At 66.8% G+C, this 17,964-nt stretch carries 13 protein-coding genes; 4 read left to right on the top strand and 9 right to left on the bottom strand.

Annotated elements, in window-relative coordinates; genetic code table 11:
• Positions 1–18: 18 nt before the first annotated feature.
• The 7 genes from CI41S_RS38350 to CI41S_RS38380 all read right to left on the bottom strand — a co-directional run bounded on the left by CI41S_RS38350 (position 19) and on the right by CI41S_RS38380 (position 11,443).
• Positions 19–345, bottom strand: a complete 327-nt coding sequence (locus CI41S_RS38350) for a BA14K family protein (RefSeq protein WP_244626822.1) — start codon at positions 343–345, stop codon at positions 19–21.
• An 11-nt stretch (positions 346–356) separates the two neighbouring features.
• A complete protein-coding gene (locus tag CI41S_RS38355; protein ID WP_139864200.1) occupies positions 357–671 on the bottom strand; it encodes a hypothetical protein in 315 nt (104 codons plus the stop codon).
• An 8-nt stretch (positions 672–679) separates the two neighbouring features.
• Positions 680–2,131 carry an efflux transporter outer membrane subunit gene (locus tag CI41S_RS38360; RefSeq protein ID WP_139864201.1) on the bottom strand — a complete coding sequence of 484 codons (1,452 nt, stop codon included), beginning with the start codon at positions 2,129–2,131 and terminating at the stop codon, positions 680–682.
• A gap of 33 nt (positions 2,132–2,164) precedes the next feature.
• Positions 2,165–5,452, bottom strand: a complete 3,288-nt coding sequence (locus CI41S_RS38365) for an efflux RND transporter permease subunit (RefSeq protein ID WP_139864202.1) — start codon at positions 5,450–5,452, stop codon at positions 2,165–2,167.
• Positions 5,453–5,455: 3 nt separating this feature from the next.
• On the bottom strand, positions 5,456–8,563 hold the full coding sequence (locus CI41S_RS38370) for an MdtB/MuxB family multidrug efflux RND transporter permease subunit (RefSeq protein WP_139864203.1): 3,108 nt from the start codon (positions 8,561–8,563) through the stop codon (positions 5,456–5,458).
• A complete protein-coding gene (locus CI41S_RS38375) occupies positions 8,560–9,819 on the bottom strand; it encodes an MdtA/MuxA family multidrug efflux RND transporter periplasmic adaptor subunit (RefSeq protein WP_172628360.1) in 1,260 nt (419 codons plus the stop codon). The genes CI41S_RS38370 and CI41S_RS38375 overlap by 4 nt, the downstream gene beginning before the upstream one ends.
• A 178-nt stretch (positions 9,820–9,997) precedes the next feature.
• Positions 9,998–11,443, bottom strand: a complete 1,446-nt coding sequence (locus CI41S_RS38380) for a DASS family sodium-coupled anion symporter (RefSeq protein ID WP_139864204.1) — start codon at positions 11,441–11,443, stop codon at positions 9,998–10,000.
• A gap of 230 nt (positions 11,444–11,673) precedes the next feature.
• Between CI41S_RS38380 and aat the strand changes: the two genes are divergently transcribed.
• Positions 11,674–12,354: a leucyl/phenylalanyl-tRNA--protein transferase gene (aat, locus tag CI41S_RS38385; protein WP_139864205.1), complete on the top strand. Its 681-nt coding sequence runs from the start codon at positions 11,674–11,676 to the stop codon at positions 12,352–12,354.
• A gap of 135 nt (positions 12,355–12,489) precedes the next feature.
• Here the strand turns inward: aat and CI41S_RS38390 are convergent, their stop codons facing one another.
• Positions 12,490–13,503 (bottom strand): DUF2155 domain-containing protein, encoded by a 1,014-nt coding sequence (locus CI41S_RS38390; protein WP_139864206.1) that lies wholly within the window; start codon positions 13,501–13,503, stop codon positions 12,490–12,492.
• Positions 13,504–13,752: 249 nt separating this feature from the next.
• On the opposite strand from CI41S_RS38390, the gene CI41S_RS38395 reads away from it, so the two are divergent.
• The 3 genes from CI41S_RS38395 (at position 13,753) to CI41S_RS38405 (ending at position 16,941) form a co-directional block, all read left to right on the top strand.
• Positions 13,753–14,532: an SDR family NAD(P)-dependent oxidoreductase gene (locus CI41S_RS38395; RefSeq protein ID WP_139864207.1), complete on the top strand. Its 780-nt coding sequence runs from the start codon at positions 13,753–13,755 to the stop codon at positions 14,530–14,532.
• 142 nt (positions 14,533–14,674) lie between these two features.
• Entirely contained in the window at positions 14,675–15,616 is a 942-nt protein-coding gene (locus tag CI41S_RS38400) for an alpha/beta hydrolase (protein ID WP_139864208.1), read from the top strand.
• 101 nt (positions 15,617–15,717) lie between these two features.
• Positions 15,718–16,941, top strand: a complete 1,224-nt coding sequence (locus CI41S_RS38405; protein ID WP_139864209.1) for an SLC13 family permease — start codon at positions 15,718–15,720, stop codon at positions 16,939–16,941.
• Positions 16,942–16,949: 8 nt separating this feature from the next.
• On the opposite strand, the gene CI41S_RS38410 is transcribed toward CI41S_RS38405, so the two are convergent.
• On the bottom strand, positions 16,950–17,888 hold the full coding sequence (locus CI41S_RS38410) for a GlxA family transcriptional regulator (protein ID WP_139864210.1): 939 nt from the start codon (positions 17,886–17,888) through the stop codon (positions 16,950–16,952).
• Positions 17,889–17,964: the final 76 nt, after the last annotated feature.

Raw genomic sequence — 17,964 nt, forward strand, 5'->3', positions numbered from 1 at the left:
GCCCGCGCTCCGCCCTGCTCAATCGCGCCTGTCGCGCGCCCGCCGCGCTTTGGGCGGCGTGCAATCCCGGCACGGCGCGCCGAAGATCACCTGCGACGGATACGGCCGCGCCGAATGCTGCGGCGTCCAGCCGAACAGGCCTGCCGCACCAAACCCGGCGCTAAAGGGATCGGCGGCGAAATTACCGGGAAAATAGCCGTTGCTGCGGAAATCGCGGTGGTCGTCCCGGCCATCAAAGCCCCAGCCGCCGGTGCTGCCGTAACGCAGCGGGCGATCCTGCGCCGAGGCCGCGCCCGCGCAGAGCACGATGGCGGCGCAGGCGATGAGTGCTCGCATGACGGTCATGGTGTTCGTCCTCATGGCGGCGTGGTGCCCCAGTCGCCCTTCCAGGCGAGCAGGCGCCCCTTGCCGAACTGCAGATAGAGCGCATCGCTGCGCCGCGACAGGATGCTGCCCCTGACATTGGGCAACGCCACCAGCAATTCATTGCCGGGTGTGCCGCGAACATATTGCAGGGGCACGCCGAGCGACTGGCTGGCCTGATCGGGCGTCATCCCGAAGGTCAGCGGCACGCTGTTGGGCGCAGGCTGCTGCGCGCGGGCGGCGAACGGCAGGCCAAGGACCAAGACAAGCGCGACGACCAGGGCGACGACAGGAATGAACCGCTGCATGACCGACCTCATTGCGCCGCCGCCAGCGTGCCGGCGGGTGTCCAGCCGCCGCCGAGCGCCTGGAACAGGCTGCTCGCCGCGAGCAGCTTGTTGAGCCGCACCGTGACCAGATTGTTCTCCGCCGTGAACAGCGTCTGCTGCGCCTGCAGCACCGTGATCAGGTTGACCGTGCCGCCGCGCAACTGCGTTTCGGCGACCTCGAACGCCTTGCGCGAGCTCGCCACCGCGTCGGACTGCAGGCGTTCCTGCAGCGTAAACTTCTGCAGCGCGATCAGCGCATTCTCGACGTCGGCGAAGGCCGACAGCACGGCCTTGCGGTAGGTCTGCAGGAACTGCAGCTGCTGGCCCTTGGCGAGCTTGAGCTGGCTCTCCAGCTGAAAGCCGTCGAACAGCGGCTGGGTCAAACTGGCGGACAGCGTATAGAACCAGGCGCCCGGCCCGAACAGCGAGGCCAGCGCCGCGCTCTGGAAGCCGTTGGTCGCGGTCAGCTGGATCTGCGGGAAGAACGCCGCGCGCGCCGCATCGACGCTGAAATTGGCCGAGGTCAGCTGCGCCTCGGCCTGGCGGATGTCAGGCCGCTGGTAGAGCAATTCCGACGGCAGCCCTGGGGTCACGCGCGGGACCGAGATCTGTGTGGTGCTGCCGCCGCGCACCGTGAAATTGGCCGGCGCGCGCGCCACCAGCACTGCGAGCGCGGTGATGTTCTGTCCCACCGTCACTTCGAGCGGCGGGATTGCCGCGCGCTGGGTCGCGACCAGCGCCTCCTGCTGCGACACGTCGAGCTGCGAGGCGGTGCCGCCGGAAAATTGCGATTTGACCAGCGCGAGGATGCGTTCGGCGGCGGCGAGGTTGCGGCGTGTCACCTTGATCTGGTCCTGCGCCGCAAGCACCTGGAAATAGGTGTTGGCGACGGTCGCCATTGTGGTCAGCGCGACCACCTCACGATTGTAGCGCGACGCGGTGGCGCTCTCCTCCGAGGCCGCCAGCGTCGCGCGGTTCTTGCCCCAGAAATCCACGATATAGCTCGCGGTCAGTCCCGCATTGTATTGCGAGAACGTTCCGCCCGCCCCGCTCAACGCACCCGACCCCTGGCGCTGGGCGGTCACCGACCCCGACAGCGACGGCAGCAGCACGGCGCCGGAGACGCCGGTCTGCGCATCGGCCTGCACCACCTGGGCGATCGCGACCGCGATGTCCAAATTGTAGAGCTGCGCGGATTCCATCAGCCCGGTCAGCTCCGCGGAGCGGAAGCCGCGCCACCAGGCGAGCGCCGGAACGGCGGCATCGGCATCGCCCTTCGCGGCGGTCCGATAGCTCGCCGGCACTTCGAGACTGAGCTCGGGCCGCTCCGCGCCGGGAACGCAGCCCGACAGGCCGAGGCCGACCACGATGGCGAGCGTGGGCTGCCGGCGCAGCCAAAACGCCGGTGCACGCAGCAGCCGGACCGGCTTCCGCAACATCTCAACACGTCGCAACGCTGCACCTGTCGGCATTTACTCGCCCAATTGGAGGGAAGACCCCGGGAGCCGCGGCGCAGCGCCGCGCCGCGCGCGCTGGGCCCAGAGACGGAACCGGTCGAGATAGAGGTAGATCACCGGCGTCGTGTAGAGCGTCAGAACCTGGCTCAGGATCAGCCCGCCGACAATGGCGATGCCGAGCGGCTGGCGCAGCTCGCCGCCATCGCCCATGCCGACCGCGAGCGGCACCGCGCCGAGCAGCGCCGCCATCGTCGTCATCATGATCGGACGGAAGCGCAGCAGGCAGGCCTCCCTGATCGCCTCGAGCGGCGGCAGCCCGAGCCGGCGTTCCGCATCGAGGGCGAAATCGATCATCATGATGGCGTTCTTCTTCACAATGCCGATCAGCAGGATGACGCCGATCAGCGCCATGATACTGAACTCGGTCTTGAATGCCATCAGCGCCAGCAGCGCGCCCACACCTGCGGACGGCAGCGTCGACAGGATGGTCAGCGGATGGATGAAGCTCTCATAGAGCACGCCGAGCACGATGTAGATCGTCACCAGCGCCGCCAGGATCAGGAACGGCTGGTTGCTCAGCGAATCCTGGAACGCCTTGGCCGAGCCCTGGAAGGTGCCGCGGATCGTGGCGGGGACGCCGATCCGGTTCATGGTGGCCTCGATGCTGGCGACCGCGGTGCTGAGCGAGACGTTCGGCGGCAGGTTGAACGAGATGGTGTTGGCGACCAAGAGGCCCTGGTGATTGACCGCCAGCGGCGTCGCGCCCTGCTCGAAGCTCGCCACTGCCGACAGCGGGATCATGGTCTCGCCGGTGGTGCTGACCGCCGATCCGGTCGAGCCGGCGCCGTTCCCGGTCAGGCCGATCGAGTTGGTGGCGAGATTGCGCGCCGCCTCGGCATTGGCGGTGCTGGCCGCGCTCGAGGTTCCCGGCGCCACCACCGTGCCCGCGACGGCGTTGGTCGACTGCGAGCCGCCGACCGATCCGCCCGACGTGCTGACATAGACGTCCTTGAGCGTCTCCGGGTTCTGCCAGTAGCGCGGCGCGACCTCCATCACGACGTGATACTGGTTGCGCGCGACATAGATGGTCGAGACCTGGCGCTGGCCGAACGCGTCATAGAGCGTGTTGTCGATCTGGCTCACGGTGATGCCGAGCCGCGCCGCGTCGTCGCGATCGATCACCAGGTTGGATTCCAGTCCCTTGTTCTGCTGGTCGCTGTTGACGTCGGTCAGGTCGGGATCGCGCTGCAGCGCTGCGGTGATCTTTGGCGTCCATTCGTTGAGCTCCTCCAAGGTCGAGCCCTGCAGCGTGTACTGGTACTGCGCGTTGGAGGCCCTGCCGCCGACCCGGATGTCCTGCACCGCCTGCAGGAACAACGTCGCGCCGGGCACCACGGACATTTCCCGCCGCAGCCGCGCGATCACGCCGTCGGCGCTGATCTTGCGCTGATCGAGCGGCTTCAGCGAGACAAAGACGAACCCGGAATTGGTCTGTCCGCTGCCGGTGAAGCCGACCACGCTTTCCACCGCGGGGTCGTGCTTGATGATGTCGACGAACCGCCCGAGCTTCTGCTGCATCAGCTGGAACGAGACACTCTGGTCGGCCTGGATCGAGCCGGTGAGCCGCCCGGTATCCTGCTGCGGGAAGAAGCCCTTCGGGATCGCGCTGTAGAGATAGAAATTCAGGCCCAGCACCGCCGCCAGGATCACCATCACCGACACCGGGTGCTCCAGGGCCGCCGTCAGCGTCCTGCGGTAGAAATTCAGCATCGCCTCGAAGCAGCGCTCGCTGGCCCAATACAGCCGGCCGTGGCTCTGCCCTGTGTCGCGCTTGAGCAGCACCGCGCACATCATCGGCGTGGTCGCCAGCGACACCGCGAGCGAGATCAGGATCGCGATCGAGATCGTCATCGCGAATTCGCGGAACAGGCGGCCGACGATGCCACCCATCATCAGGATCGGAATGAACACCGCGATCAGCGACACGCTCATCGACAGCACCGTGAAGCCGACCTCGCTGGCGCCGGTGAGCGCCGCCTGCAGCGGGCTCAAGCCGTCCTCGATGTGGCGGGTGATGTTCTCCAGCACCACGATGGCGTCGTCGACCACGAAACCGGTCGCCACCGTCAGCGCCATCAGCGACAGATTGTCGAGGCTGTAGCCGATCAGGTACATCGCTCCGAAGGTCGCGACCAGCGATACCGACACCGCGACAACAGGAATGAAGGTAGCGCGGGCGCTGCGCAGGAACACGAACACCACGACGATCACCAGCAGCACGGCGAGGATCAGGGTTCGTTCGACGTCATGAAGCGAGGTGCGGATGGTGGTCGAGCGGTCGACCGCGAAATCGATGTCGATCGCCGGCGACACCGAGGCCTTGAGCTGCGGCAGCACCCCTTTCACCAGGTCGACCGTGGAGATGATGTTGGCGTTGGGCTGCCGGTACAGGATGATCAGCACCGCCGGCTTGCCGTTGGCGAGGCCGGCATTGCGCAGGTTCTCGACGCCGTTGGTGACCTCACCGACGTCGGTGAGGCGAACCGGCGCGCCGTTGCGGTAGGCCACGATCAGCGGCTTGTAGTCGTCCGCCTTGTTGGCCTGGTCGTTGGCATAGATCTGGTAGCGCTGCGGGCCGACGTCGATGGCGCCCTTCGGGCTGTGCGCATTGGCGCTCGACAGCGCCGCGCGGATGTCCTCGAGCCCGATGCCGTATTTGTAGAGCGCCTGCGGCGTCAGGTCGACGCGCACCGCCGGCAGCGAGCTGCCGCCGACCACCACCTCGCCGATCCCCTCGACCTGCGACAGCTTTTGCGCCAGCACGCTCGAGGCCGCGTCATAGAGCGCGCCGCGGGTCAGCGTATCCGATGTCAGCGCCAGGATCAGGATCGGTGCGTCGGCCGGATTGACCTTCCGGTAGGTCGGATTGGCGCGCAGGCTGGTCGGCAGGTCGGCCCGCGCGGCGTTGATCGCCGCCTGCACGTCGCGCGCCGCGCCGTTGATGTCGCGGTCGAGGCCGAACTGCAGCGTGATGCGGGTCGAGCCGACCGAGCTCGACGACGTCATCTCGGTGACATCGGCAATCTGGCCGAGATGCCGCTCCAGCGGGCTGGCGACCGTCGTCGCCACGTCCTGCGGGCTGGCGCCGGGCAACGTCGCCTGCACCGAGATGGTCGGAAAATCGACCTGCGGCAGCGGCGCCACCGGCAGCTTGAAGAAGGCGACGGCGCCGGCCGCCGCAAGCCCGATGGTCAACAGCGTGGTCGCCACCGGCCGGCGGATGAAGGGGGTTGACGGCTCCATGGCTCACCCCGACCCGCTGGCCTCGCCGACCTCGCCCGGCCGTCCGGCAAAGCGCTGCGCCAGCCGATCGAACCAGAGATAGATCACGGGCGTCGTGAACAGCGTGAGCAGCTGGCTGACCAGGAGGCCGCCGACGATGGAGATACCGAGCGGGTGCCGCAGTTCGGAGCCCGCGCCGGTGCCTATCATCAGCGGCAGCGCGCCGAGCACCGCGGCCATCGTCGTCATGATGATGGGACGGAAGCGCAGCAGGCAGGCCTGATAGATCGCCTCGCGCGGCGGCTTGCCCTCGTTGCGCTCGGCATCGAGCGCGAAGTCGATCATCATGATCGCGTTCTTCTTGACGATGCCGATCAACAGGATGATGCCGATGATCGCGATGATGGTGAGATCCTGCTTGGCCATCATCAGCGCCAGCAGCGCGCCGATGCCGGCCGAGGGCAGCGTCGAGAGGATCGTCAGCGGATGGATGAAGCTCTCGTAGAGCACGCCGAGCACGATGTAGACGGTGACGATCGCCGCCAGGATCAGGAACAGCTGGTTGGACAGCGAGGCCTGGAACGCCAGCGCGGCGCCCTGGAAGCTCGTGATCATGCCGAGCGGCTGGTTGATCTCGGCCTGAGCCCGCTTGATCGCCGTTACCGCCTCGCCGAGCGAGGCGCCGGGCGCCAGGTTGAACGAGACGGTTGCCGACGGGAACTGGCCGAGATGCGAAATCTGCAGCGGCGCGGTCTCGATCCGCATCTTCGCCATCACCGAGAGCCGCACCGGCGTCGTGCTGACCGATGACGGCAGATAGATCGAGTCCAGCGAATCCAGCGATTTCTGCAGCGACGGATCGGCCTCCAGGATCACGCGGTACTGGTTCGAATTGGTGAAGACGGTCGAGACGATGCGCTGGCCGTAGGAATCGTAGAGCGCGTTGTCGATCGTCGCCGGCGTGATGCCGAACCGCGCGGCCTGGTCGCGGTCGATATCGACGAACACCGAAAGCCCCTCCGCGGAGATATCGCTGGCGACGTCGCTGAGCTCGTGCAGTGCCTGCAGCTTCTCGACCAGCTTCGGGGTCCATTCCGCCAGCTCGGCCGGATCGGCGTCCTGCAGGATGAACTGGTACTGGGTCCGGCTCACCGTGCCCTCGATGGTGAGGTCCTGCACCGGCTGCATGTAGAGCGTGATTCCGGTCAGCGCTGATGTGCTCGCCTTGATCCGCTCCATGATGGTGGCGACGCTGGCCTTGCGCTGCGCGTGCGGCTTCAGATTGATCAGGATGCGGCCGCTGTTGAGCGTGGTGTTGGTGCCGTCGACGCCGATGAAGGACGACAGGCTCTGCACATCGGGATCCTTCAGGATCACGCTGGCCAGCCGCTGCTGGCGCTCGGCCATCGCGGCATAGGAAACCGACTGCGGCGCCTCCGAGATCGCCTGGATCACGCCGGTGTCCTGCAGCGGAAAGAAGCCCTTCGGGATGATGATGTAGAGCCACGCGGTCAGGCCGAAGGTGGCGAGCGCGATCAAGAGCACCAGCGGCTGGCGGTCCAGCACCCAGTCCAGCATCCGGCCGTACAGCGCGATGACGTAATCGAACCCTTCCCGGCTCAGCCGCTGCAGGGTGTTCTCCCGCGCGGTCGCGTCCCGCCTCAAGAGCTTGGCGCAGGCCATCGGCACCAGCGTCAGCGACACCACCGCGGAGATCAGGATCGTGACCGACAGCGTGATCGCGAATTCGCGGAACAGCCGGCCGACCACGTCGCCCATGAACAATAGCGGGATCAGCACCGCGATCAGCGACACCGTCAGCGAGATGATGGTGAAGCCGATCTGCTCGGAGCCGCGCAGCGCCGCCTCCAGCGGGGTCTCGCCCTCCTCGATGTAGCGCGAGATGTTCTCGATCACGACGATGGCGTCGTCGACCACGAAGCCGGTCGCAATGGTCAGCGCCATCAGCGACAGATTGTTGAGGCTGAAGCCGAACAGATACATCGCCCCGAGCGTGCCGACCAGCGACAGCGGCACCGACAGGCTCGGGATCAGGGTGGCGCGGGTCGAGCGCAGGAACACGAAGATGACCAGCACGACGAGGATCACCGCCAGCGACAATTCATACTCGACGTCGCGCACCGAGGCACGGATCGTCACGGTGCGGTCGGTCAGGATGTTGAGGTCGATCGCCGCCGGCAGCGTCGCCTGCAGCTGCGGCAGCAGCGCCTTGATGCCCTCGACCACCGAGATGACATTGGCGCCGGGCTGGCGCTGGATGTTGAGGATGATGGCCGGCGTCTCGTTCATCCAGGCGCCGAGCTTGTCGTTCTGCGCGCCGTCGACCACGGTGCCGACGTCGCTGAGGCGGACCGGCGAGCCGTTCTTGTAGGCGATGATCAGCGACTGGTAGTCGCTGGCCTTGCGGATCTGGTCGTTGGCATTGATGGTGTAGGCCCGCATCGGGCCGTCGAAATTGCCCTTCGGCGTGTTGACATTGGCGTTGCCGAGCGTGGTGCGGAGGTCGTCGATGTTGAGGCCGTAGGCGGCGAGCTTGCGGATGTCGGCCTGGATGCGCACCGCGGGCCGCTGGCCGCCGCTGATGCTGACGAGGCCGACGCCGGGCAGTTGCGAGATCTTCTGCGCCAGCCGCGTGTCGACGAAATCCTGGACCTGCGTCAGCGGCATGGTCTTCGAGGTCAGGCCGAGGGTGAGGATCGGCGCGTCGGCGGGATTGACCTTGGCGTAGATCGGCGGTGCCGGCAGGTCCGACGGCAACAAATTGCCCGCCGCGTTGATCGCGGCCTGCACCTCCTGCTCGGCGACATCGAGCGAGATCGACAGGCCGAATTGCAGCGTGATCACCGAGGAGCCGGCCGAGCTCACCGAGCTCATCTGGTTCAAATTCGGCATCTGGCCGAACTGCACCTCCAGCGGCGCCGTCACCGATGACGTCATCACGTCCGGGCTGGCGCCGGGATAGAAGGTCTGCACCTGGATGGTCGGATAATCGACCTCGGGCAGCGCGGCGACGGGGAGGTATCTGAACGCCAGCATGCCCGACAGCATGATGGCGATCATCAGCAGGGTCGTCGCCACCGGCCGCAGGATGAATGGCCGTGACGGGTTCATTGCTTTGGCCCGTCCCCGTGCTTCGCGGCGCCACTTGCGGCGCCCTTGGCCGCGCCGGCCGGACTTGCCGCGTCGGCAGCGCTGCGCACGATCACCTTGGTGCCCTCGCGCAGCTTGTCGGCGCCGTCGATCACGATGCGATCGCCCACCTCGAGCCCCGACATCACCTCGACGCGATCGCCGTCGGTGACGCCGAGCTTGACCGGCCGCACCGAGACGGTGCTGTCGGCGTTGACGAGATAGACGAAGGTGCCGGGCACGCCGCGCTGCACGCCGGCCATCGGCATCGTCATGACGTCCTTGTGGGTGTCGAGCAGCAGGCGGATGTTGACGAACTGGTTCGGATACAGCGTGCGCTTGTCGTTCTCGAACTGGGCGCGCAGCTTGATCGTGCCGGTGGTCGGATCGATCTGGCTGTCGAAGGTCTGCAGCGAGCCCTCGGCGAGCTTGTTGGCGCCGCTGCGGTCATAGGCCGTGGCTGACAGCACCGCGCCTTCCCTCAGCCGTTTCGCGACCGCCTGCAGATTGTCCTCCGGCAGCGTGAACAGCACGCTGATCGGCTCGAGCTGCGTGATCACGACGAGACCCGTGCTATCGCCCGCTGTGACGTAATTGCCGAGATCGACCTGGCGCAGTCCGACCCGCCCGTTGATCGGCGACACGATGCGGCAATACGTCAGATTTACCTCGGCCGACTGCACCGAGGCGCGGTCGGCCTCGACGGTGCCCTGATTTTGCGCGACCAGCGCGATCTGGGTGTCGAGGGTCTGGTGCGGCACCGCGTTCTGCTTGGCGAGGTTCTGGTAGCGGGCGAGATCGACCTGGGCGCCCTTGAGCTGCGCTTCGTCGCGCGCGAGCTGCCCCCTCGCCTGCGCCAGCGTCGCCTCATAGGGACGCGGATCGATCTGGGCGATCAGGTCGCCCTTCTTGACCTCGTCGCCTTCCTTGAAATCGATCCGCTGCAGATAGCCGCTGATCTGGCTCTTGATCGTCACGGTAGCGAGCGACGTCACGGTGCCGAGCGCGTTCAGCGTCACGCCGATATCGCCCTTGCCGATGGTCGCGGGCACGATCGACATCGGTGCAGCATTGCGTCCGCCGCCGGCCTGCTGCGGCGCGCCCTGCTGCCGCGTCCACCACACGATGCCGGCGAGCAACGACAGCACGACAAGGGTCGTGAGGATGACGCCGATGCGCGACGACCGCCTGGTCTGTTCGGGCGCGACAATCGACGGGTCTTTCAGCTGCTGGTCCATAACCTGCCCACGGAGAACACGAATGAGCTCGCGCGGTCTTATATCCCCTGCGCCCGCGCGCGCCACACCCATGCGGGCATTTTGAACGCTTCCGCGGGACAATACGTATTAAGATTCGGAAAGAATCATGTCGATCCCGCGCCGATCGGTTGCCGTTCACGCCGGATTGTTCGGCAGCCTACCCGATGGTCTGCAACCAGGGCAACACAATCAGCAACAATCCGGCAAAGTAGGTGACGCCGAAGATCAGGCCGAACTTCCAGAAATCCCCTTTGCCGATATAGCCGCTGCCGTAATACATCGGCGCCGGCCCGGTCGCGTATGGCGAGATCACGCCCATCAGTCCCAGCGAGTAGACGCACAGCAGCATCAGGGTCTGCACCGACAGGCCGGGAATGCTGGAGCCGACGGCGAGCACCACCGGCAGCACCGCCGCGGTGTGCGAGGTGATGCTCGAGAAGAAATAGTGGATCCAGAAAAAGAACGTGACGAGCAGAATCATTCCGACGAACGGCGAGGTCCCGGCGAGCGGCTTGGCGTAGCCCTCGGCCACCCATTTGATGAAGCCGATCTCGTTGAGGCCCGACGACAGCGTCAGCAGCGAGGTGAAGTAGAAGAACACCTCCCAGGCGGCCTTCTCGGCGACGATGTCCTCGAAGCCGATCACGCCGCAGATCAGCATCAGCGAGATGACCACGAACACGACGGTGGTGGCGTTGATGAAGTTGGAGCCGAGCAGCGGCACGCTGATGTTGGGATTGGAGCCGCAGATCCAGAAGAACATCGCGAGCAGCACCAGCGCCGCCATGATCCATTCATGGCGCGACGGCGGGCCCATCTTGGCGAGTTCGCCCTGGCTCCAGGTCACGATCTCGGGGCTCGCCTTGATCTCGGGACGGCAGACCAGGTAGCTGAGCAGCGGCACCAGCAGCAGCAGCAGGATGCCGAGCGGCGCGAAGCCGATGAACCATTGCGACCAGCCGACCTCGACATTGACGAGCTTCTTGGCGATCGAGAGCGCGGCGGCGTTCGGCGCCAGCGCGGTGAGGAACATCGAGCTGGTGACCGCCGTGGTCGCAAACGCCGTCCACATCACGAAGGTGCCGATCTTGCCCGCGGTCGGGCCGGGTTCGGAGCCGTAGATGCGCGGGATATTGCTGACGATCGGATAGATCGTGCCGCCGGAGCGCGCGGTATTGGACGGCGTTGCCGGCGCCAGCAAGAGATCGGAGAACGCCACCGCGTAGCCGAGGCCGATGGTGCGGCGGCCGAGCCCGCGCACCAGCAGCAGCGCGAGGCGGCGGCCGAGCCCGCTCTTGCGATAGCCGATCGAGAACACGAAGGCGCCGACGATCAGCCACACCGTGCTCTCGGAAAAGCCGCCGAGCATCCAGCGCAGCGACTTGTTCGGATCGGACTCCACATAACCGCCGACGCCGGCGACGGTCAGACCGATCAGGCCGACCGCGCCGACCGGCATCGATTCAAGGATCAGTCCGGTGATCACAGCGGCGAACACTGCAAAATAATGCCACTGGTTGGCGTTCAGGCCCGTTGGCACCGGCACCAGATAGATCACCAGCCAGACCGCCAGCGGCGCAAACGTCCTCCATGACAGCTTCATGCAGCGTCCCCCTCATGTGACTTGATTGTCTGGCGCGCCATCGCCATGTCCCGGCGGCGCCACTTTTTCGTTGCAATGTAGCACGGCCTCGCGGCCTGGCTCGAAAAACTGCCGAAATACTGCAACACGGCGGCGCTGGCTTGTGGAGGAACCGACGTGTCCCGTCAACAGCGCGCGACCGCAGCGGCAGCCCATCGCGGGGCGGGCCGCCGTTTGCTAATCTCGACGACATGACAGCACGCGACTCCGCCTCGTCCGAGATCACGCCCGAAGTGCTGCTGCGCGCCTATGCCTGCGGCATCTTCCCGATGGCCGAGAGTGCCGACGATCCGACCCTGTTCTGGGTCGAGCCGGAATTGCGCGGCGTGATTCCGCTCGAGGGTTTTCGCGTCGCCTCGCGGCTGGCGCGCACCGTGCGCTCCGATGCATTCACGGTCACGGTCGACACCGCATTCAAGGCGGTGATCGCCGGCTGCGCGGCGCCGCAGCCCGGCCGCGACGACACCTGGATCAACAAGCGCATCCGCGATCTCTATGTCGGACTGCACACGCTCGGCCATTGCCACAGCGTCGAGGTCTGGCAGGACGGCGATCTGGTCGGCGGGCTCTATGGCGTCAGCCTCGGCCGCGCCTTCTTCGGCGAAAGCATGTTCCACACCGCACGCGACGCCTCGAAGGTGGCGCTGGTGCATCTGGTGGCGCGGCTGATCGCCGGCGGCTTCGAGCTGCTCGACACGCAATATGTCACCGAGCATCTGAAGACGTTCGGCGCGATCGAGATCGCGCGCCGCCGCTACCGCGCCTTGCTCGACAAGGCGATCACGGGCGCGCCGGCGGACTTTTGCAAGCTCGATGTCACCCAGCCGGTGAAAGGCACCGACGCGCTCGCGATCATCGCGGAGCGTAACTGATCTTGTAGCCCGCTAATCCTGTAGCCCGGATGAAGCGCAGCGCAATCCGGGACAGTGCGAGCCGCGGGGAGAGAATCCCGGATTACGCTTCGCTCCATCCGGGCTACGAACTTTCTTCCGGGCTACGAGCTCCCGCTAATTCCCGAACAACCCGCCGAACAGCCCGCCGGGCCGCTGCTGTTGCTGCGGCGGCGGAGGCGGTGGCGGCTGCTGCTGGAATTGCGGCTGCGGTGGCGGCGCCGGACGCGGTGCGGCCTGCTTGGCCGGGCGCTTCTGGGCCGGCGGCGGTGGCGGCGTCGGCGCCTTCGGCGGATCGGGCGCCGCCGTCACGATGGTCTGGTCCGGGCCTTTGCAGTCGGTCAGCCAGATATCGTAGATCGGATGCTCGACGCCGTGCAGGCCGGGACTGGCCGCGAACATCCAGCCGGAGAAGATCCGCTTCACCTCGCCCTGCAGCGTGATCTCGTCGACCTCGACAAAGGCGTCGGTGTTGGCGGCCTCGGTCGACGGCCGCGTGTAGCAGGCATCGGTCTTCACCCGCAGCGCGCCGAACTGCACGGTCTCGCCGATATCCTCGTCGAAATTGATGATGCGCCCGGTGATCTTGTCGAGGCCGGAGAAGCTCGCCTTCTTGTTGGTGATCTTGGTCGACGGCGGCTCCTGGACCACCTCGTCGCCCGGCTGCAGCGCGGCCGGCTGCTGCGGCTGTTGCGGCGCGCCCTTGGCCGGCGGCGGCCGCTGTCCCGGAGGCTGGCCGGGCACCGGGCTCTGGCCGGGCGGCGTGTTGGCGACCGCAGGGCCGCCGGGTTGCGGCGGCTGCACGGCGACGCCGCCGGGCGGCGCGGCCTGGGAGCCGGGCGGCGGCGGCAAGGGTTGCGACTGCACGCCGCCGGGGGGCGGCACCCCGGGCTGGGTCGGCGGCGCCAGACGGCTCGGCATCGGCAACAGGCGGCCGCGCGGCAATTCCGGCACTTCCTCATCGTCATCGGCAGGCGGCGGGACCGGCTGGCCGCGCGGAACATTGCCCGGCGGCCGCGGCGGCGGATCGGAGAAAATCGTTCCGATCTGCGCACGCGCAGGCGGCGGCAGCGAGACGGTTAAGGCGGCGACCAAGGCCGCAAAGCCAGTCAGGACAATGGTTCGAAACATCTCGCGCGGCTTAACAGGCGAATCGGGCTCGCGACAGTTTACCTTGAGATCGGCCGCTCGCAGGACACCCGGTTAACACGGCGAATACGGCGGGGAAAGGGCGGCTCGCCGCCCTTGCCCGCCCCCTGCCCGGCCACTGGTCAGCCCCCGGAACACATGGAATAGTCGGTCGCGCTGAAGGCGCGCGGCTGCCCGCGCGAAAACCAGGAAAATCCGGACAGAACCGGACCAGCCAGAGGAAACCTCAACATGCCCGATCGTATCAGGCTCGATGGCCGGGTCGCCGTCGTCACCGGCGCGGCCGGTGTCATCGGCACCGCCACGCTCCATTTGCTCGCCGAGCGAGGTGCGCGGATTGTCGCAGTCGACCGCCAGGGGGCCGATCTTGCGGCCGCCGTCAAGGACCTGCCGGCCTCGGCCGAGGCGCTCACGATCACAGCCGACGTCACCCAGGAAGACGAGGTCAAGGACTATGTCCGCGCCGCGGTCGACCGCTTCGGCAGCATCGACGCCTTCTACAACAACGCCGGCATCGAGGGCGACATCAAGCCGATCCCAGACTATCCGCTGGAGAGCTCTCGCCGGGTGCTCGACGTCAATGTGGTCGGCGTTTTCCTCGGCATGAAATACGTGCTGCCGGTGATGCTGAAGCAGAACAAGGGCAGCATCATCAACACCGCCTCGATCGCCGGCCTGATGGGCTCGCCGCTGATCGCGGTCTACAGCGCGAGCAAGCACGCGGTGATCGGGCTCACCAAGAGCGCGGCCTGGGAGTGCAGCGGCACCGGCGTGCGCGTCAACTGCGTCTGCCCCGGCATGATCGACAGCCGGATGCTGAGCACGATCCTGCAGGGCCGCTCCGGCGGCAACGCGCCGCCGCCGGTCGAGAAGATCGTCGACCGCATCCCGGCGCGCCGGCTCGGGCTCGCCACCGAGGTCGCCTCGATCGTCGCCTTCCTCGCCTCCGACGAGGCAAGCTACGTCTCCGGCTCCGCCTATACCGTCGACGGCGGCCGCACCGCCGCGTAGGCTTCCGCCGTCATTCCGGGGAGGTCCGTCAGATCGAACCCCAATGCGCAATCGCGCATTGTGGAATCTCGAGATTCCGGGTCTGGTGCTTGCGCACCACCCGGAATGACGTCACCAGATTTCATTCAGAAGGTTTGCTCGAATGCCCGTCGTTCTCGATCCCGATGCCGCTGCCGTCTACAAGGCGTTTCAGGAAGCCGGCCGCCCCGCCTATGAGACACTGACCGCGCCGGAAGCGCGCGAATTTTACCGGGCCGCCCGCGTCGTCAGCAATCCCGAGCCGCCGGCGCTGGAATCGAGCAAGCCGATTGCGATCCCGGCACCGCACGGCGCCATCCCGGCACGCATCTACACGCCCAAGACGCTGCGCAAATCAAACGGCCTCGCGCCGTGCCTGGTGTTCCTCCACGGCGGCGGCTGGGTGATCGGCGACCTCGATACCCATGAGGTGGCCTGCCAGAAGCTTGCGCATGAGGGCGAGCTGATCGTGATCTCCGTCGACTATCGCCTCGCGCCCGAGCATCGCTTTCCTGCGGCGGTCGACGACGCCGTGACCGCGACGCAATGGGTCGCCGCCAACGCAAAGCAGCTCGGCGTCGATGCGGCACGCATCGTGGTCGGCGGCGACAGCGCCGGCGGCAACCTCGCCGCGGTCGTCGCGCTGACTGCACGCGACGGCGGATTGAAGCTCGCCGGCCAGCTGCTGGTCTATCCCGCGACCGAATTCGCGCGGACCCACGCTTCGCATCGCGAGCCCGAGACCAGTGTGCTGTTGACGCATTCGGTGATCCCCTGGTTCGCCGCGCAATATCTCGGCGACGCCGACGGCAGCGACTGGCGCGCCTCGCCCGCGCGCGCGAAAAGCTTCGCCGGCCTGCCGCCGGCCTATGTGCTGACCGCCGGCGCCGATCCGCTGCGCGACGAAGGCGACGAGTACGCGAAGCTGCTCAAGGACGCCGGCGTTGCCGTGACCTACCGGCATTTCCCCGGCCAGTTCCACGGCTTCTTCACCATGGGCAAGCTGCTCAACCAGGCCAACGTCGCCGTCACCGAAATCAGCGCCTGGCTGAAGACGCTGGGCTAGCGGTTGATCCGATCGGGCGACGCCTTGCGGCAATCGTGCGCCTTGAAGTTCCAGCCGTCAGGCGATAGTGCGGCCGGACACTCCAGTCATTCGAGATTGCCTTGCTCACGCCCGTCCTCGTTTACGGTATCCCGCTCGACTTCATCCTGTTCGGGCTGACGCTGCTCGGTGTTGCGATCTTTCATCACCACACGCTCGCGGTGGCGCTGACGGGCCTGGCGGCGATCGTGGCCTACAAGCTGCTGTTCGCGGGCTTTGCGAAATTCGGTGCGGGACTGCCGGGGCTCGTGCACCACATGGAGCATGAGTGGGTCACGCTGGCGAACCTGTTCCTGCTGTTGATGGGATTTGCGCTGCTGTCGCGGCATTTCGAGGAAAGCCGCATCCCCGACGAGATGCCAACGCTGCTACCGGACGACTGGAAGGGCGGCCTGCTCCTGCTCGTGATCGTGTTCGTGCTCTCGGCTTTCCTCGACAACATCGCTGCGGCGTTGATCGGCGGCACCGTGGCGCGCCATGTTTTCCGTAGCCGCGTTCATATCGGCTATCTCGCCGCCATCGTCGCGGCATCGAATGCCGGCGGCGCCGGCAGCGTGGTCGGCGACACCACGACGACGATGATGTGGATCGATGGCGTCAGCCCGCTCACGGTCGTCGAGGCCTATGTCGCGGCCGCCGTCGCCATGCTGGTGTTTGCGGTACCGGCCTCGCTGCAGCAGCACCGCTTCTCTCCGATCGTGAAGGACGCACCATCCGATCTGAAGATCGATTGGGCGCGCGTCGCGATCGTGGCTGCGATCCTGCTTGCCGCGCTGACGGCCAACGTGTCGGCCAACCTGAAATTTCCCGCGCTGCTCGACGTGCTGCCCGTGCTTGGGCTCGCGGTCTGGGCCGCCATTCTGCTTACGGCGCTGTTGCGGCGACCGGACTGGTCGGTGATGCCTGAGACGTTCAAGGGCACCCTGTTCCTGCTCGCGCTGGTGACGGCGGCCTCGATGATGCCGGTGGAGAAGCTCCCCGTCGCATCATGGCAGACCGCGCTCGGGCTCGGCTTCGTCTCGGCGGTGTTCGACAACATTCCGCTGACCGCGCTGGCGCTGAAGCAAGGCGGCTACGATTGGGGCTTTCTCGCCTACGCGGTCGGCTTCGGCGGTTCGATGGTCTGGTTCGGCTCGTCCGCCGGCGTTGCCATCTCCAACATGTATCCGGAGGCAAAATCGGTCGGGAAATGGGTCACCCAAGGCTGGCCGATCATCGTGGCCTATGTCGTCGGCTTCTTCGTGATGCTCGCCCTGCTCGGCTGGCACCCCGACGCGCCGCATTGAACGCGGCGCTAAAGCGCCCGCGCTGCGCGGCGCAGCGATTGCGGCGGCTGGCCGAAGGCGCGGATGAAGGCGCGGCGCATCCGCTCGGGATCGCGGAAGCCGGTAATCTCGGCGACGCGCTCGATCGCCTCGCCCGACGACTGCACGCGCTGCCGCGCCACCTCGATCCGCAATCGCTCCACCGCCTTCGACGGCGTGGTGCCGGTCTCGGCGATGAAAGCGCGGGTGAAATGCCGCGAGCTCATGCCGGCCTTCTCGGCGAGGTCCTCGACGGTGAGCGGCGAATCGAGATGCTCGCGCGCCCAGGCCAGCAGCGGCCCGAACCGGCCGTTCGGCGTCTTCAATTCCAGCAGCGAGGAAAACTGCGACTGCCCGCCGCTGCGCCGATGGTACAGCACGAGCTGCCGCGCGGTGTTCTGCGCGATCTCGTCGCCATAGTCCTCCGTGATCATCGCCAGCGCGAGGTCGATGCCGGCGGTGATGCCGGCCGAGCTCCAGATGTTGCCGTCGCGGACGAAGATCTGATCCGGCTCGAGCTTGATCTTCGGATAGCTCTTCACGAAATGCGGCGTGCGCTGCCAATGCGTGGTGGCGCGGCGGCCGTCGAGCAGGCCGGCCTCGGCCAGCACATAGGCGCCGGAGCAGACGCTGGCGACGCGGATGCCGCGGCCGGCCATCCGCCGCACGAACGCAAGCGTCGCCGGACAGGTCGCAGGCCCGCGCACGCCGTTGCCGCCCGCGATGATCAGCGTCGTGATCGCGGCCGACGGCTTGAAGCCGCGCGCGAGCATCTCGACGCCGGACGAGCTGCGCACCGGGCCGGCCTTCGCCGCCAGCGTCCGGATCGCCGGCGCGTTGCTGGCAAAGCGCGCTGCGATCTCGAACGCCGCGATCGGGCCCGCCGCGTCGAGCAGCTGGAAGTCGGGAAAGATCAGAATGCCGATCATCGTCAAATCCTCGCCGGTGATCCCAGGTCCTCAAATGACCTCATGTCCGTAAATGAGGGAAATACGGCATTTTGGA

It is taken from the genome of Bradyrhizobium ivorense, assembly GCF_900696085.1.
GTDB classification, from domain to species: Bacteria; Pseudomonadota; Alphaproteobacteria; order Rhizobiales; family Xanthobacteraceae; genus Bradyrhizobium; species Bradyrhizobium ivorense.

What these genes read in the sequence shown, in the direction of transcription:
- CI41S_RS38400 (WP_139864208.1), top strand. Translation starts at nt 14,675, where the DNA reads ATGCCCGTCGTTCTCGATCCCGATGCCGCTGCCGTCTACAAGGCGTTT.
- CI41S_RS38370 (WP_139864203.1), bottom strand. Translation starts at nt 8,563, where the DNA reads ATGAACCCGTCACGGCCATTCATCCTGCGGCCGGTGGCGACGACCCTG.
- CI41S_RS38365 (WP_139864202.1), bottom strand. Translation starts at nt 5,452, where the DNA reads ATGGAGCCGTCAACCCCCTTCATCCGCCGGCCGGTGGCGACCACGCTG.
- aat (WP_139864205.1), top strand. Translation starts at nt 11,674, where the DNA reads ATGACAGCACGCGACTCCGCCTCGTCCGAGATCACGCCCGAAGTGCTG.
- CI41S_RS38355 (WP_139864200.1), bottom strand. Translation starts at nt 671, where the DNA reads ATGCAGCGGTTCATTCCTGTCGTCGCCCTGGTCGTCGCGCTTGTCTTG.
- CI41S_RS38380 (WP_139864204.1), bottom strand. Translation starts at nt 11,443, where the DNA reads ATGAAGCTGTCATGGAGGACGTTTGCGCCGCTGGCGGTCTGGCTGGTG.
- CI41S_RS38410 (WP_139864210.1), bottom strand. Translation starts at nt 17,888, where the DNA reads ATGATCGGCATTCTGATCTTTCCCGACTTCCAGCTGCTCGACGCGGCG.
- CI41S_RS38350 (WP_244626822.1), bottom strand. Translation starts at nt 345, where the DNA reads ATGACCGTCATGCGAGCACTCATCGCCTGCGCCGCCATCGTGCTCTGC.
- CI41S_RS38360 (WP_139864201.1), bottom strand. Translation starts at nt 2,131, where the DNA reads ATGTTGCGGAAGCCGGTCCGGCTGCTGCGTGCACCGGCGTTTTGGCTG.
- CI41S_RS38390 (WP_139864206.1), bottom strand. Translation starts at nt 13,503, where the DNA reads ATGTTTCGAACCATTGTCCTGACTGGCTTTGCGGCCTTGGTCGCCGCC.
- CI41S_RS38375 (WP_172628360.1), bottom strand. Translation starts at nt 9,819, where the DNA reads ATGGACCAGCAGCTGAAAGACCCGTCGATTGTCGCGCCCGAACAGACC.
- CI41S_RS38395 (WP_139864207.1), top strand. Translation starts at nt 13,753, where the DNA reads ATGCCCGATCGTATCAGGCTCGATGGCCGGGTCGCCGTCGTCACCGGC.